10 protein-coding genes are annotated in these 15,572 nt (G+C 71.8%); all 10 read left to right on the top strand.

All coding sequences use genetic code 11. From position 1 onward, the window contains the following. Positions 1-7 precede the first annotated feature (7 nt). The 10 genes from ACZ6R9_RS16870 to ACZ6R9_RS16825 all read left to right on the top strand — a co-directional run bounded on the left by ACZ6R9_RS16870 (position 8) and on the right by ACZ6R9_RS16825 (position 15,498). Positions 8-2,485, top strand: a complete 2,478-nt coding sequence (locus ACZ6R9_RS16870) for a hypothetical protein (RefSeq protein WP_465538701.1) — start codon at positions 8-10, stop codon at positions 2,483-2,485. A gap of 192 nt (positions 2,486-2,677) precedes the next feature. Then, positions 2,678-3,688: a phosphate ABC transporter permease subunit PstC gene (gene pstC, locus ACZ6R9_RS16865; protein ID WP_380480565.1), complete on the top strand. Its 1,011-nt coding sequence runs from the start codon at positions 2,678-2,680 to the stop codon at positions 3,686-3,688. A 31-nt stretch (positions 3,689-3,719) separates the two neighbouring features. Further along, positions 3,720-4,901 (top strand): phosphate ABC transporter permease PstA, encoded by a 1,182-nt coding sequence (gene pstA / locus ACZ6R9_RS16860; protein ID WP_465538700.1) that lies wholly within the window; start codon positions 3,720-3,722, stop codon positions 4,899-4,901. A gap of 44 nt (positions 4,902-4,945) precedes the next feature. Further along, positions 4,946-6,622, top strand: a complete 1,677-nt coding sequence (locus ACZ6R9_RS16855; protein WP_465538699.1) for a substrate-binding domain-containing protein — start codon at positions 4,946-4,948, stop codon at positions 6,620-6,622. Between the two features lie 65 nt (positions 6,623-6,687). Then, positions 6,688-7,578, top strand: a complete 891-nt coding sequence (locus ACZ6R9_RS16850; RefSeq protein ID WP_380480571.1) for a sortase — start codon at positions 6,688-6,690, stop codon at positions 7,576-7,578. A gap of 49 nt (positions 7,579-7,627) precedes the next feature. After that, a complete protein-coding gene (locus ACZ6R9_RS16845) occupies positions 7,628-8,557 on the top strand; it encodes a phosphate ABC transporter ATP-binding protein (RefSeq protein WP_465538698.1) in 930 nt (309 codons plus the stop codon). A 147-nt stretch (positions 8,558-8,704) separates the two neighbouring features. Then, positions 8,705-9,256 carry a YceI family protein gene (locus ACZ6R9_RS16840; RefSeq protein WP_465538697.1) on the top strand — a complete coding sequence of 184 codons (552 nt, stop codon included), beginning with the start codon at positions 8,705-8,707 and terminating at the stop codon, positions 9,254-9,256. Positions 9,257-9,471: 215 nt separating this feature from the next. Further along, positions 9,472-9,903, top strand: a complete 432-nt coding sequence (locus ACZ6R9_RS16835) for an SsgA family sporulation/cell division regulator (protein WP_465538696.1) — start codon at positions 9,472-9,474, stop codon at positions 9,901-9,903. 160 nt (positions 9,904-10,063) lie between these two features. Then, complete coding sequence (locus ACZ6R9_RS16830; RefSeq protein WP_465538695.1) at positions 10,064-14,653, top strand: AAA domain-containing protein; 4,590 nt, start codon at positions 10,064-10,066, stop codon at positions 14,651-14,653. Beyond that, a complete protein-coding gene (locus ACZ6R9_RS16825) occupies positions 14,653-15,498 on the top strand; it encodes a hypothetical protein (RefSeq protein WP_380480581.1) in 846 nt (281 codons plus the stop codon). Before ACZ6R9_RS16830 ends, ACZ6R9_RS16825 begins: the two co-directional genes overlap by 1 nt. Positions 15,499-15,572 lie beyond the last annotated feature (74 nt).

Below are 15,572 nucleotides of genomic sequence, written 5' to 3'. Positions count from 1 at the left end.
GCGCCCGTTGCAGGCCTGGTTGGCGGCCGTCCTGACCTGGACGCTGGGCGCCGCCGCCGTGCTGCTGCCGCTCGGCGGGACGGGCGTCCAGCAGGCGCAGGCCGCCGCCGGAACGACCGTGCCCGGGCCGCCGCGCTGGGACCCGTTCACCTGGACGAGCGGGCCGCGCGGCTCCGTCACCGTCACGCCGACCAGCGGCCTCGGGAACCAGGTGCTGCACGTCAGTTGGAGCGGATTCACGCCGACCGTGGACGCCGACTTCCAGCCCGTCCCGGTGGTGCTGAACCCGCACGGGAACTCCGGCTTCGACAAGGTCGCCCGCTACCCGGTGCGGATCTACCAGTGCCGGGGCGAGGAGCCGAAGATCACCGACTGCTACGGCTCCAGCCTGTACAACGCCGACCCGGCCAAGGGCTTCCAGCAGGAGCGGCCCGCGCCCGGCACCAACACGCCCGAGTTCCCGTCCAACATGGCGATCGCGGCCACCCGCCCGGACGGCAGCGGCGAGGCGGACATCGAGGTGTGGACCGCGCAGCAGAGCCAGACCCTGGGCTGCGACCCCAAGCACAAGTGCTCGCTGGTGATCGAGGCGAACTACGGCGGTGACTCGATCGGCGCCTACCAGTTCCCGACCGGCGAGATCAACTGCGAGGACCACTCGGCCGACTCCGACGGCCTGTTCAACACCGCCAGCGACAACGTGGTGGCCGTGGAGAACACCGGCGGCAAGCGCTGGGCCAGCGGCGAGGCCTGCGCCTGGGCGAACCACGTCGTGGTGCCGCTGGACTTCGGCCCCACCCCGGCGGCCTGCGCGGCCAGGAACGCCGACTTCTCCGCGATCGGCCTGGAGATGGCCGACCGTGCCGTCCAGCAGTGGCGGACCGGCCTGTGCCAGGGCAACAACCCGCTGACCGTGCAGTACACCTCGGGCGGCGGCGAGCCGCAGGCCCGGTCGGCCTTCCTCGGCGGCTCCGGCGCCGACATCGCACTCACCTCGATCCCCGACCGCAACCCGGCGAGCCGCCCGTACACGTACGCGCCGCTTGCCAACAGCGCGATCTCGGTGGTCTTCCTGGTTGACGACGGCGACAGCCACCGGCAGATCCGCAGCATGAAACTCAACCAGCGGCTGCTGGCCAAGATGCTGACCCAGAGCTACCGGCTCGGCACCGACGACGAAACCGACAGCGTCAAGGGCAACCCGATGTGCGTGTTCGCCGACCCCGAGTTCCTGAAGCTCAACCCCAGCGGCGGCAACGGCCCGACCTGGCCCGGCTGCCTGGCCGGCGGCACCTTCGCCGCCACCGCCCCGATCGTGGTCGGCGGCACCACCGACCTGGTCACCCGACTGACCACCTGGATCGCCGCCGACCCGGACGCCGCCGAGTTCCTCCAGGGCGCCGCCGACCCGTGGGGCGCGCACCTCAACACCAAGTACCTGCGCTCCAGTTACCCCGGATTCCCGGTCGACTCCTTCCAGCCCCAGGACTTCTCCGGGAAGAACAACTGGAAGCAGTACGAGTGGAACCCGGTGCTTGGCGGACTCGGCCAGGTGCTGCGGATGACCCTTGAGGTCCGGCCGTCCTGCCTGAACCCCGACGAAGTCCAGGGCCAGCACGCCAAGTGCATCAACCAGGACAACGGCAAGCGCGCCCTGTTCGCCGTCATGGACGCCGGCCAAGCCCAGGCGATGAGCCTGCCCGAGGCCCAACTCCCCAACCCCGCAGGTGGCTTCACCGCCCCGACGATCGGCGCCATGCAGGCCGCCGTCGCCGACATGCCGCTCGACGCCGCCACCGGCACCCAGCAACTGCCGTACGGCGAAGCCGACTCGGCGTACGCCAAGGACAGCAAGGCCTACCCGCTGACCATGGTCCAGTACGCCATGGTGCCCACCCACGGACTGTCCGAGGACAAGGCCGGCGCGGTCGCCCGCTTCCTGCGCACCGTCACCGACCCGGGCCAGGGCCAGATCTACGGCCGACAGCCCGGCCAACTCGCCGCCGGATTCGCCGATCTGACGGCCAGTCAGGTCAAGGCGGCGAAGGCCGCGGCCGGACACGTCGCCGCCCAGGACAGTGCCCTGCCCGGCAACCAGACCGCGCCCGGCGGCAAGGGCGACGGCGGAAACTCCACCGGTGGCGGCGATGGTTCGGGTGGCGGAGGCGGTAACTCCGGTGGCGGTGGCGGCGGTTCGTACCTCGCCGACGGCGCCCCCGGAGGCGGCGCCCCGAGCGAGACGGCCGGCCCCGGCAGCAGCGCCAAGCCCGGCGGCAGCACCGCACCCACGCTCGGCGCCAAGTCCGTCGGCCAGTCCGCCGCCGACCGGGCCGGCCTCGCCCGGCTGCTGCTGCCCGTGATCCTCGCCACCGGCGCCGTCCTGCTGGTCGGCGGACCCGCCGCGCTGCTGCTGGGCGGCACCCCCGCCGGCGCCGAACTGCGCCGCAGGGCCGGCCGGATCCGCGCCCGCCTGTTCGGCCGCTGACCCGTCCCCGGTCCGCTGCCGAGATCCGGCCCGGGTCCGCTGCCAATGCGCTGCCGGTCCGCTGCCGAGATCCGCCCCCGGTCCGCTGCCGATCCGCTCCGTCGGGCGGGCGCCTCGCGCGCCCGCCCGGCCCGCGACGGCCCGCACCGACGTCCCGCCCCACGAACCCTCACCGCGCGGAGAGTTGACACCATGACCGCCGCCGTCCAGCCGACGGAAACCCGTGTCCCACCACCCGAGGCCGACCGGCCCCGACCGATCAGCGCCCCCGCCTCGCCCGCCGACCGGGCCTTCCGCGGCCTGCTGCGCGCCGCCGGCCTGTCCGTGTTCGCGCTGATGGGCCTGATCGCGTTCTTCCTGCTGCTGCGCGGCACCGAGGCACTGAACGCCGTCGGCTGGTCCTTCCTCACCGAGCAGCGCTGGCGCACCGCCGCGCACTCCTTCGGCATCGCCGCGGTGCTGCCCGACGGCCTACTGATCGCCGTGATCGCCCTGTGCATCGCGGTGCCGGTCGCGCTCACCGCCGCGCTGTTCATCTCCGAGTACGCGCCCGTCCGCCTGCGTCCCATGCTGATCTCGCTGGTCGACCTGATGGCCGCCATCCCCAGCATCGTCTACGGCCTGTGGGGGCTGTTCTTCCTGCAGCCGCGGATCGTCGGCCTGTGCCGCTGGCTGGCCGTCCACCTCGGCGGGGCGCTGCCGTTCCTGGAGGTGCGTACCGGCGAGATCGCCACCTCCTACACCTCGTCCACGTTCATCGCCGGCACCGTGGTCTCCCTGATGATCATTCCGATCATCACCTCACTCAGCCGCGAGGTGTTCTCGCAGGCCCCCGCCGGCGAACGCGAGGGCGCGTACGCGCTCGGCTCCACCCGCTGGGGCATGGTCCGCACCGTGGTGCTGCCGTTCGGGCGCGGCGGCGTGATCGGCGCCGTGATGCTCGGCTTCGGCCGCGCGATGGGCGAGACCATCGCCGTCGCGCTGATCATCTCGCCGGTGTTCCGGCTCTCCTGGCACGTCCTGGAGAACGGCGGCAACTCGATCTCCTCGCTGATCGCGCTGCGCTTCAGCGAGTCCGACAACCTCTCGCTGTCCGCGCTGATGGCCGCCGGACTGGTGCTCTTCGCCCTCACCCTGCTGGTCAACGTGGCCGCCGGGTTCATCATCAGCCGGTCCCGGTCCGGCGCCTCGACCTCGGACTGACCGGAGGGCCGCGCAGATGACAACACCCGTGATGGAAAAGACAATTGACGGCACAGGAAGTTCAGATGCTCCCGAGCAGCAGCGGATCCGCCTCGGCGGCGTGACCCGCGAGGAAGTCCTCACCATGGCCGCCGCCGGCGCCGGCTCGCTCGCGCTGGACTGGCTGCTGTACGAACGCGTCCTGCCGTTCAGCGGCGCGTTCGGCTTCCTGCTCTGCTGGTACCTGCTGTTCCTCGCCCTCTACGCGATCGCCGGACGCCTCCAGTGGGACGCCCTGACGGTCCGCGAACGCCTCGCCACCGCGCTCGCCTGGAGCTCCGGCCTGCTGGTGGTCGCCGTCATCGCCGACCAGATCGGCTACGTGCTGTACCGCGGCCTGGACGCCGCCCGGCACCTGAACTTCTTCACCGAGACCATGCGCAGCACCGCCGCGCTCGACCCGATCACCTCCGGCGGCTGCCTGCACGCCGTGGTCGGCTCGCTCGAACAACTCGGCATGGCCACCCTGTTCTCGGTGCCGCTCGGCGTCCTCACCGCGGTCTTCCTGGTCGAGGCCGGAAACACCCGGCGCGGCGCCCGCCTGGTCAAGCCCGTGCGGGTACTGGTCGAGGCGATGACCGCGCTGCCGTCGATCGTCGCCGGATTGTTCGTCCTCGGCGTGGTCGTCCTCACCCTCGGCGTCGAGAAGAGCGGCTTCGCGGCGTCCCTCGCGCTCACCGTCATGATGATGCCGATCGTCACCCGCGCCGCCGAGGTCGTCGTCCGGCTCGTCCCCGGCACCCTCAAGGAGGCGTCCTACGCGCTCGGCGCCAGCCAGTGGCGCACCGTGTGGCACGTGGTGCTGCCCACCGCCCGGCCCGGACTGACCACCGCCGTCGTGCTCGGCATGGCCCGCGGCGTCGGCGAGACCAGCCCGGTGCTGCTCACCGCCGGCTTCACCACCCGGCTCAACCTGGACGCCTTCCACGGCAACCAGACCAGCCTGCCGCTGTTCGTCTGGAACTACGTCAAGCAGCCCTACCCCGACATGGTGGCCCGGGCGTTCGCCGGCGGGCTCACCCTGATGGCCGTGGTGCTGATCCTGTTCGTCACCGCCCGCGTCCTGGGCCGCCACCGCACCCCCACCGACCGGCGCACCCGCCGCCCGCTGCGCCGGAACCGCACCGCCGCACCGGCTGTCGAAGCCAACTCGCTCGCCCCGGCGGTGAACTGATGATCAATCACATCACCATTGGCATGAGAAGGAAGACCCATCCCGTGCGACTCCGTCATCTGACGTCGGCGCTGCTCGCCGCCGCACTCGCCCTGCCCGCCGTGCTGCTCGGCGCGACGCCCGCGAACGCCTCCACCTCGCTCAAGGCGGACGGCTCCAGCTGGGCCGGGCCGGCCATCGACCAGTGGCGGCGCGACGTCCAACCGATGGGCATCGAGATCGACTTCACCGGGAACGGCTCGGCCGCCGGCCGCGTCCAGTGGTCGATCGGCCAGGACGACTTCACCGCCTCCGACGTGCCGTTCCGCTCCAAGCCCGACACGGGCGTCAACAGCGGCGGGGCCACCAACGGCCAGGGGCAGGCGGAGAATCCGGTGTACGCCTACTCGTACGTGCCGATCACCGCCGGCGGCACCGCGCTGATGTACCACCTGGAGGTCGGCGGCAAGAAGGTCACCGACCTGCGGCTGTCCCCCGACACCATCGTCGGGATCTTCACCAACAAGATCACCTCCTGGGACGACCCGAAGATCACCGCCGACTACGGCCGGGCGCTGCCGAAGATCCCGATCACCCCGGTCGTGCGCTCCGACGGCTCGGGCGCCAGCGCCCAGTTCACCCGCTGGATGGAGCACACTCACAAGAGCGAGTGGGACGCCTACTGCACCCAGGTCAACGGCGTCAGCTGCGGCGACTACACCGAGTTCTTCCCGGCGGCGGGCCGGATGACCGCGCAGAACGGCTCCGACGTGGTGGCGAACTACGTCCAGTCGCCGACCGGCATCGGCGCGATCGGCTACGACGAGTACGCGTTCGCCAAGCGCAGCGGCTGGCCCGTCGTCAAGGTGCTCAACCCGGCCGGGTACTACACCCTGCCGACCGCCTCGAACGTCGCGGTCGCGCTGACCGCCGCGAAGATCCGCGGCGTGGACGACAGCACCTCCTCCAGCGACCCCGACTACCTGCAGCAGAACCTCGACGGCGTCTACACCAACGACGACCCGCGTTCGTACCCGATCTCCTCCTACAGCTACCTGATCGTGCCGCGGGCCGGCTCCTCGCTGCCGGTGACGCCGAAGTTCAACGACGCGAAGGGCAGCGCGCTCAGCCGCTACCTGGCATACGTGCTGTGCGGCGGCCAGCGCGAGGCCGACGAGCTCGGGTACTCGCCGATCCCGCGCAACCTGGTGCGCGGCGGGCTGCTCCAGACCCAGCACATTCCCGGGAACGCCAGCCCCGTTGACCCGAACACCCTCTCCAACTGCCCGAACCCGACCTTCGATTCGTCGGGCCAGCTGATCGTGCTGAAGAACGCCCCGCAGCCCACCCCCTGCGACAAGAAGGGCAGCCCGCTGGACTGCACCGTGCAGAACAACCAGGCCGTGAACACGGCCGGTGGCAAGAACTCCGGTGGCGGCAACGGCGGTTCGGGCAACGGAGGCGGTGGCAACGGCGGGGGCTCCGGTGCGGCCGGGACCGGTGGTGGTGGGGCCGGGCCGCAGGCGGTCGATCCGCAGACCGGCGAGATCATTGACAACTCCGGCTCCGGCGGCGGCAGTTCGGGTGGAAACGCGCCCGGGGCGGTGGTCGCGCTCGGGGGCCGCCCGCAGGACTGGCTGTTGTCCACCCTCACCGCGCTCGAACTGCTCGGAGTGGTCACCGTCCCGCCGCTGCTGGCTGCCTGGTGGCGGCGGCGCAACACCGCGGCGGGGCCCCGGTGAGCTCGTTGAACGCCTCAACCGGCCTGGCCCCCCGTCCCGTTGGCAGCGCACCCGAGGAGACCGGGATGACCGCGACCGCCCTGGAGCGGCCCTGCACAGCACAGAACTCGCCCTCCGGAGCCGGTAGTTCCGCCGAACCCGGCCGAGGGCGGCGCCGGCTGCTGGCCGTCGCCTGGTCGGTGACGCTCGCCGCCATGCTGCTGCTCGGCTTCGTGGGCTACCTGTTCGCGCTCTCCGGGCTGCAGGAGGCGCGCCACCAGTCCACCGCGTACGCCACCTTGCGCGACCAGCTCGGCAAGGCCACCGCGCCCACCGGGCCGACCGCCGACGGTGCGCCGCTGGCCGTGCTGGACATTCCCGCGCTGGGGCTGCACCAGGCCGTGGTGGTCGAGGGCACCAGTGGCCGCGACCTGATGCGCGGGCCCGGCCACCGCCGCGACACCGTGCTGCCCGGACAGCCCGGCGTGGCCGTGCTGTTCGGACGTTCCACCGCGTTCGGCGCCCCGTTCGCCGGACTCGGTGGGCTGCAGACCGGCGACGGCATCGATGTGACCACCGGCCAGGGCAGCTTCCACTACACCGTCAACGCGTCCGGCGACGGCGAGCACCCGATCCGGGACACCGCGCCCAACCGGCTGGTGCTGGTCACCGGGGACTCCGACTGGATCCCCGGCAGCACCGTGCTGATCGGCGCCCGCCTCGACGGCGAACCGCAGCCACTCGGCGCGCGCCGCCCCGCCGCCGCACCCACGGACAAGGCGCTGGCCGCCGACAAGGGCGCCCTGTCCGCGCTCCAACTCTGGTCGCTGGCGCTGCTGTTGGCCGTCGTCGGCGCCGGCGTGACGGCCCGGCACTGGCGGCGCAGCGCGACCTACCTGTGCTTCACGCCGGTCGCCGCCGCGCTGCTGTGGGCGGTCTACGAGAACGCCGCCGCCCTGCTGCCCAACGTCTACTGACCCCTCGTGCTCCTGTACCGCCCGCTCGCCGGAGAGGACCTGCCCGCCCATGACCGAGACCGCACAACCCCCGCACGCCGCAGCCGAGTTCGAGACGGCGCCGACCGACCCGCCGACGGTTCCGCTGCCTGCTGTGCCTGCTGTGCCTGCCGTGCCCGGCGCGTCCGCCGTGCCTGCCGTGCCTGGCGCCGGCCCGTCCGGTGCGCTCTCCGGGCTGGAGACCCGGGACCTGACCGCGTGGTTCGGGCAGCGCAAGGTGCTGGAGCGGGTCTCGTTGCAGATGCGGGCCGGTGAGATCACCGCGCTGATCGGGCCGTCCGGCTGCGGCAAGTCCACCTACCTGCGGATCCTCAACCGGATGCACGAGATGGTGCGCGGCGCGGCGCTGGCCGGCGAGGTGCTGCTCGACGGCGAGGACGTGTACGCCACCGGCCGCCGCCCCGCCGAGGTCCGGCGCCGGATCGGCATGGTGTTCCAGCGGCCCAACCCGTTCCCCGCCATGTCGTTGTACGACAACGTGATCAGCGGACTGAAGCTGGCCGGCATCAAGGCGAGCCGGGACGAACGCGACCACCTGGTGGAGTCAAGCCTGCGCCAGGCCGGACTGTGGGCCGAGGTCAGCAGCCGGCTCGGCACCCCCGGCGGCGCACTCTCCGGCGGCCAGCAGCAACGCCTGTGCATCGCCCGCTCGCTCGCGGTCTCCCCGGAGATCCTGCTGATGGACGAACCCTGTTCGGCCCTCGACCCGACCTCCACCCGCCGCATCGAGGAGACCATCGCCGAACTGCGCCACCGCCTGACCATCGTCATCGTCACCCACAACATGCAGCAGGCGCAGCGGGTTTCGCAGTCCTGCGCGTTCTTCCTCGCCTCCCACGACACCCCCGGCCGAATCGTCGAAGCGGGCCCCACCGAGCGCCTGTTCACCGACCCGGCCGACCCGCGCACCGCGGACTACGTCAACGGCCGCTTCGGCTGAGCCCGGGAGGCGCGGGCCGCTCCGGCCCTGGGTGACGGTGTGTCACATCCGGGTCGGGCGGCGGAAACCCCTAGCGTGGACGGGCGCGGCCGGGGCGAGCAGCCTCCGCGGCGCCCCGCCGTACGTCACGAGGAGAGAGCGCAGACCATGACCGTCAGCCTGCCCGAGCTCACCGGGGACTACGTCCTCGACCCCGCCCACACCCGGATCGGCTTCGTCGCCCGCCACGCCATGGTCACCAAAGTGCGCGGCGCCTTCCACCAGTTCGAGGGCGCCGCGCACCTGGACGGCGCCGACCCGGCGCGCTCCACCGGCCAGTTGGTCATCAAGACCGAGAGCATCGACACCGGGGTCGAGCAGCGCGACCAGCACCTGCGCACCAACGACTTCCTGGACGCCCCGAAGTTCCCCGAGATCACCTTCCGCACCACATCCGTCGAGCCGAAGTCCGACACCGAGTACCGGGTCACCGGCGACCTCACCATCAAGGAGACCACCCGGCCGGTCAGCATCGACTTCGAGTACACCGGCAACGCGGTCGACCCGTACGGCAACCTGCGGGTCGGCCTGGAGGGCTCGGTGACGATCAGCCGCAAGGACTTCGGCGTCACCTGGAACGCCGCCCTGGAGGGCGGCGGCGTGCTGGTCGGCGACAAGGTGGTGCTGGAGTTCGACATCTCGGCCATCAAGCAGGCTTGACGTTCCGTCAACCTCCGTTGCTCCCCGCCGCAGCGGGAAACCGCTTTCCCGCTGCGGTCGGCAGCTCGGTCGCTCCGGCGCCACGCAGCCCCAACACCCTCGGGGCGGCCCACCCGCGCCGTACCATGTCTGCCCCGCCCGTCCGTCCTTCGGACGCATACAACACCCCACCCGGGGAAGGCGGTTGCGGACATCGGAACGAGGAGACCCGCCTGATGCGCACGTGCGTCGAACGCCACCTGCCCGTCCACGTGTTCGGCCCGACCGGGGGGCGGCGCATCATGATCTGCGGCTACCACACCCTCGACCCCTACGCCGTCCGCCTCACCTTCCCCGACGGATCCCCCGACGGTGGCGTCACCTGGCTGATCGCCCGCGACCTCCTCGCCACCGGCCTCACCGGCCCCGCCGGCAACGGCGCCGTCCGCATCCGCCCCTGGCCCAACGGCCGCCTCCGCCTCGCCTTCCGCGGCGCCGACGGCACCCGCGCCACCGTCCTCGCCCCCACCGCCCCCCTCACCGAATTCCTCACCGCCACCCACACCCTCGTCCCCCCAGGCGCCGAACCCACCCACCAACCCGCCCCCACAGACCCGTCCCCCCTCTTCCCGGGCCCGCACCCGCCACTGACAACGGACCACCCGTGACGCCGCCCGCCGCCCTGCGGCCCGGAGGCGACGGGTAACTGTCGGAAACGCATCGTGTCCAAGCCATGACGGGGTGTGGATCAAGCCACTCTGTCGTCAACTGCCCCCGGCGAGAACGTTCATGGCCATCCTGGAACGTTCGTCACCGACCGAGGGGAGAATGGTGGACGTTCAACGGCTGCATGCGCGGAATCCGGAGGTCATCGGACAGACCGCCGCGCTGCTCGGATTCCTGCGCGACGTGGTGCAGAGCGGGACGCAGCGGGCCCGGGACACGCGTTCCTGGGAGCAGTTGTGGCTGAGTGACCTACCCGCCGCGATCGCGCGGCCGACCGACCAGCCGGACCGGGCGCTGCTGGTGCTCGACCACGTGCCGCAGAGCGCTCCGCCCGATGTGCCCGCCGAACTGCGCGGCTGGCTCGACGAGCAGGACTGCGAGAACCCCGACGGCGGCGACCCACCGCTCGCCGAGAGCGGCCCCGAACGCACCGGCGCCGTTGTCGAGCTGTGGCAGGACACCGGCGCGACGGTGGAGCGCGCGGAGGCCGACGAGGTATTGCGCGCGTACGGCAACTGGCTGAGCCGCTGGCGCCGGTGGGCCGAACGCGAGCGGGCCGATCGGCCGCTGCGCGCGCTGTACGAGACCGTCTACCGCTGGCACCAGCGCCTGGTGCAGCAGGACGATCAGATGGAACTGGTCCTCGGCACCGGCCTGTTGACCTGGAGCGAACCGCGTGGCACCGCCCTGCACCGGCACGTGTTCACCCGCCGCGCCGTCACCCACATCGACAAGCGCACCGCCCGCATCACCGTCCACCTCACCACGGACGGCGAAATGCGCCTGGAGGACCAGGACTTCCTGGACAGCGAGGACGGCCTGGTGCAGGAGCGCTCCACCGCGCTCGCCGAGGAACTCTCCGCCAACCCCGTTCACCCGCTCGGCGAGGCCGCCCTGGAGTGCCTCACCCGCTGGCAGGAACTCGTCCTGCCACGGCCGGTGTCCTTCAACGCGGGCTGGCGGTCCCCGGCCGCGCCCGACGCGAGTGTGCGGCTGACCTTCGCGCCCGCGCTGATGCTGCGCCCGCTCGACCGCAACGCGGTACTGCGCTGCTACGAGCGGATCGCCCAGTCCGTGGTGTCGGAGCGTCAAGCTCCGCTCGGGCTCGCCCAGTTGGTGATGACCCTCAACCCCCAGGAACGGGCCGCGTGGGCCGACACCCCCACCCGGGGCCTGTTCGAGGAAGAGCCGCTGTTCCCGCTCAAGACCAACGCCCAGCAGCGCGCCGTCCTGGACCGCCTGCAGCGCGACACCGGCGTGGTGGTCCAGGGCCCGCCCGGCACCGGCAAGACCCACACCATCGCCAACCTGCTCAGTGCCCTGCTCGCCCAGGGCCAGCGGGTCCTGGTCACCAGCGCCCGCGACCACGCCCTGACCGTGCTGCGCGACAAACTGCCGCCCGCCGTACGCGACCTGTGCGTCCTGCTGCTGTCCGGCGCCCGGCAGGACAGCGCCAGTGAACTCGAACGGACCGTCAACGCGCTCAGCGACCAGGCCGCCTCCGGCGACCCGGCCCAACTGCGCGACGAGATCCGCCGGCTGACCCGGAGCAGGCAGGAGCTGCAGAGCAGGCAGAAACTCCTCACCGAGAAGATCATCGCGCTGCGGGAGGCCGAGCTCTACCAGCACCCGGAGGTGGCACCCGGCTACTTCGGCACCCTCGCGGCGATCGTCCAGCGCGTCCAGGACGCCGCACCCGGGCTGTCCTGGATCGGCAGCCTCTCCGACCATGCGCCCGCCAGGCCGCCGCTCACCCCCGTCGAAGCCGAAGAACTGCTGGTGCTGCTCCGGGAAGGCGCCGCAGACTGGTCCGCCGGCCCGCTGCCGACCGCACCGGGCCTGCTGCCCACCCCCGGCCAGATCGCCACCGCGATCGCCGACGCCCAGCCGGCCGTCGCCGGGCTCTCCGCCGAGGCCGCCGCCCTGCGCACCCGGCTCGCCACCCTCGACACCCCCACCACCGACCACCTGGTCGCCCTGCTCGGTGCCGGACGCGGTCTGCTGCACCGCCTCGCAGTGCCCTGGGACGCCCGCCAGTGGGGCGAGGCCGACTGGACCGCGCGCGCCCTGACCGACCGGCTGGCCCGCCGCCGCCACGTCCTGTGGGAGCGGGTCGCCGAAGCCGAGCCCGTCCTCGTCGAAACCGCTGCCGCACTGGCCGCCGTCGGCGTCCGCACCGTCACCCTGCCGTCCGGCCTCAGCGCCGAACAGGCCAACCGGATCGCCGACGCCGTCCCCGAACTGCGCAGACACCTCGCCGGATCACGGACCCTGCGCGGACTGTTCGCCCCCAGGGCGCTGCGCGAGGCCGAAGGCCTGCTGGCCGACTGCCGGATCGACGGCCGGGCGCCCGCCGACGCCGCCGACCTCGACGCCGTCCTCGCCCACCTGCGCGCCCACCTGACCCTGGCCACCGTCGCCGTCCGCTGGACCCAGGCCGGCGCGCCGCTCGACGACGGTCCACTCGAGGTGCGCCTCGCCGACCTCCAGGAACGCTACCGCCACCTTGCCGCGATCACCGGCTTCGGCGGGCTGCGCGAACGGATCGACGAACTGCTCGTCGGCCGCTCGGTGTTCCTCGACCTGACAAACCCCCAGTCCTGGCAGGACTTCACCTCCGCGGTCACCGCGATGTCCGGTCGGCAACGCGCCGAGGAGGCCACCGAACGGCTGGCCGGGTGGGAACGGTCGCTGCGCGCGCCCACCGACGGCTCACCCCCCACCCCCGAATCACTGGCCATGGCGCAGGCCGTCGCCGACCACGACCTCGACCGCTACACCAAAGAACTCGACGCCTACGCCGCCGCCCACAGCCGGCAACAACGCGGCCAGCGCTGCACCCAATTGCTCGACGCGCTCGCCGCCGCGTCCCCCGCCCTTGCGGGCCGGCTCGCCGACGAGTGCCTCGACGCCGAATGGCCGCAGCGACTCGCCCGCCTCGACGAGGCCTGGGCCTGGGCCGGTGCCCGCCGGTTCGTCGAGGACGAGCGCGCCCCCGGCCGGGAACAGCGCCTGGACGCCGAACTCACGGAACACGAAGCGAAATTGGAGCAGCTGACCGGTGACCTGGCCGCCGCCAAGGGCCGCCTGCACTGCCTGGAGCGGATGACCAACGAACAGCGATCCGCCCTCCAGGCGTACCGCTCCCACATGGCTTCCTACGGAAGGGGCACCGGCAAGAGCGCCGCCCACTTCGGAGCTGCCGCACGCAGCGCCATGCAGGTCGCACAGGGCGCCGTCCCCGCCTGGGTGATGCCGATTTCCCGGGTCGCCGAAATGATCGAGCCCCACCAGGACGCGTTCGACGTGGTGATCGTCGACGAGGCCAGCCAGGCCGGCATGGACGCCCTGTTCCTGCTCTGGCTGGCGCCCCGGATCATCGTGGTCGGCGACGACAAGCAGTGCACCCCGCCGGTCACCGGCTACGGCCGCACCCAGCAGATCCAGGACCGCCTGAGCGCCCACCTCCCGGACGTGCCACGGCACTTGAGGCAGCTGTACATGCCGCACTCGAACCTCTACCAACTGCTGTCCACGTTCTTCCCGTCCACCATCCGGCTCCAGGAACACTTCCGCTGCATGCCGGAGATCATCGGCTGGTCCTCCGCCACCTTCTACACCCCGCCCGGGCTGATCCCGCTGCGCCAGTACGGCGGCGACCGGCTCGACCCGCTCCTGACGCACTACGTCGCCGACGGCGTCGCCGAGGGGCGCGACCACCGGATCCGCAACCGCAAGGAGGCCGAGGCGATCGTCGACTGCCTGGCCGAACTCACCGCCGACCCCGCCTACGAGGGCCGGACCATGGGTGTCATCGTGCTGCAGGGCGGCTTCGGCGGCCAGGTGAAACTGCTGGAACAGCTGATCCAGCAACGGATCCCCGCACCCGTGCGGGAGAAGCACGACATCCGGGTCGGCACCGCCGCGATGTTCCAGGGCGACGAACGCCACGTCATCCTGCTGTCCATGGTGGTCGACAAGGTCCGCAAGATCGCCGGTGGGCTGCGCAGTGAACAGCAGGCCTACAACGTGGCCGCCAGCCGGGCCCAGGACCAGATGCGGCTGTTCTACTCCGTCCCGCCGGACCAGTTGAAGCCCGGCGACCTGCGGCTCAACCTGCTCTCCTACATGCAGAACCCGCCCGCCGCGCTCGCCGAACTGGACGAGATCGGCGTCGTGCTGCCCGACGTGCCGTGCAAGCACTTCGACTCGCTGTTCGAACAACAGGTCTACCTGCGGATCAAGGAACGCGGCTACCACGTCGTCCCGCAGTACCCCGCCGGCAACAAGCGAATCGACCTGGTAGTGGTCGGCGCCCGAGGCCGGCTCGGCGTCGAGTGCGACGGCGACCGCTACCACTCCACGCTCGAACAGCTGCGCCACGACCAGCAGCGCGACCGCGAACTCCAGCGCGTCGGCTGGAGGTTCTGGCGCATCCCCGAGAGCGAGTTCCGCTTCGACCCCGAGCAGGCCCTGGCCGGCCTGTGGCAGGAACTCGACCGCCAGGGCATCCGGCCCGCCAACTACCACCAGAGCCGCCCCACCACCATGGACGAGCCCTGGTCGCCGCTGCTGCTGCCCGAACCGGGCGACGAACAGGCCGAGGAGGAGGCCGGCGCCGCCGACAGCACCGACACCATCACCGACACCATCACCGACGCCGACACCATCAACGACACCGAAGGAAAATGATGACCGCCGCACACCCCCTGCCCGACAGCCCGCTGCTCGACGAGAAGACCGTCACCGAACTTGCCCGGGTGGTCACCGGCGAGGACGACCTCTACTACCGCCGGGGCTACGAGATCGCCGGATTCCTGCGCCGTGCCGGCTGGCAGGACGTCCCCGAATACGAAGGCCAGTTCCGCCGCGAGTGGGCCCTCGAACTGCTGATGGGCCGGCGTGAGCAGCCCGCCGAGATCGAGAAGGTCCTGCTGCGGCTGGCCGACGCCCGAGAGTACCTGGACGAGCCGGAACTGCTGGCCGACGTGGTCACCGCGGTCAACTCCTTCCTCATCCACGAGGGCTACCGCCTGGAGAGCAGCGGTGGCGGCCCCCGCCTGCTGCCCTGCGATCCGGCCCTCGCCCACCCCTCCGAGTACGGCGCCTCCGAGCTCAAGGCCGCGATGACCGACATCGTCGCCGACCCCAAAATGGCTCTACTGCTCCAACGCCGCCTGGACGAGGCCCGCACCTGCTACGCCAACGGCGCGCATGTGGCGGCCCTGGTGATGCTCGGCAGCCTGCTGGAAGGCGTCCTGCTCCAGGTGATTCTGGAACGCGACCGGTCCCTGCTGGGCAACAACTCCGAACGGAACGTCAGGTTCGAGATGCTCATCGACGTGTGCCACAAGGCCGGCTGGCTCGACGCCGACGCCCAGAAGTTCAGCCACGTGCTGCGCCGCTATCGCAACTTCGTCCACCCCGCCGCCGAGGCCGGCGAGTCGAGCCGACCCGACCGGGACACCCTCGGCATCGGCTGGCAGGTGGTCAACGCCGCCCTCAACGATCTCGCCGCCTCGGTGTCCGGCCGGTAGGCATCACGGTCGGTGGAGGAACGGGTGGCAGTCGCGAGGGGCGAGGCCACCCGTTCGAGGCTCCTCGGCTCGTC

Source organism: Kitasatospora sp. NPDC048662 (genome assembly GCF_055587065.1).
This window is presented reverse-complemented; position numbering and strand designations above follow the sequence as displayed.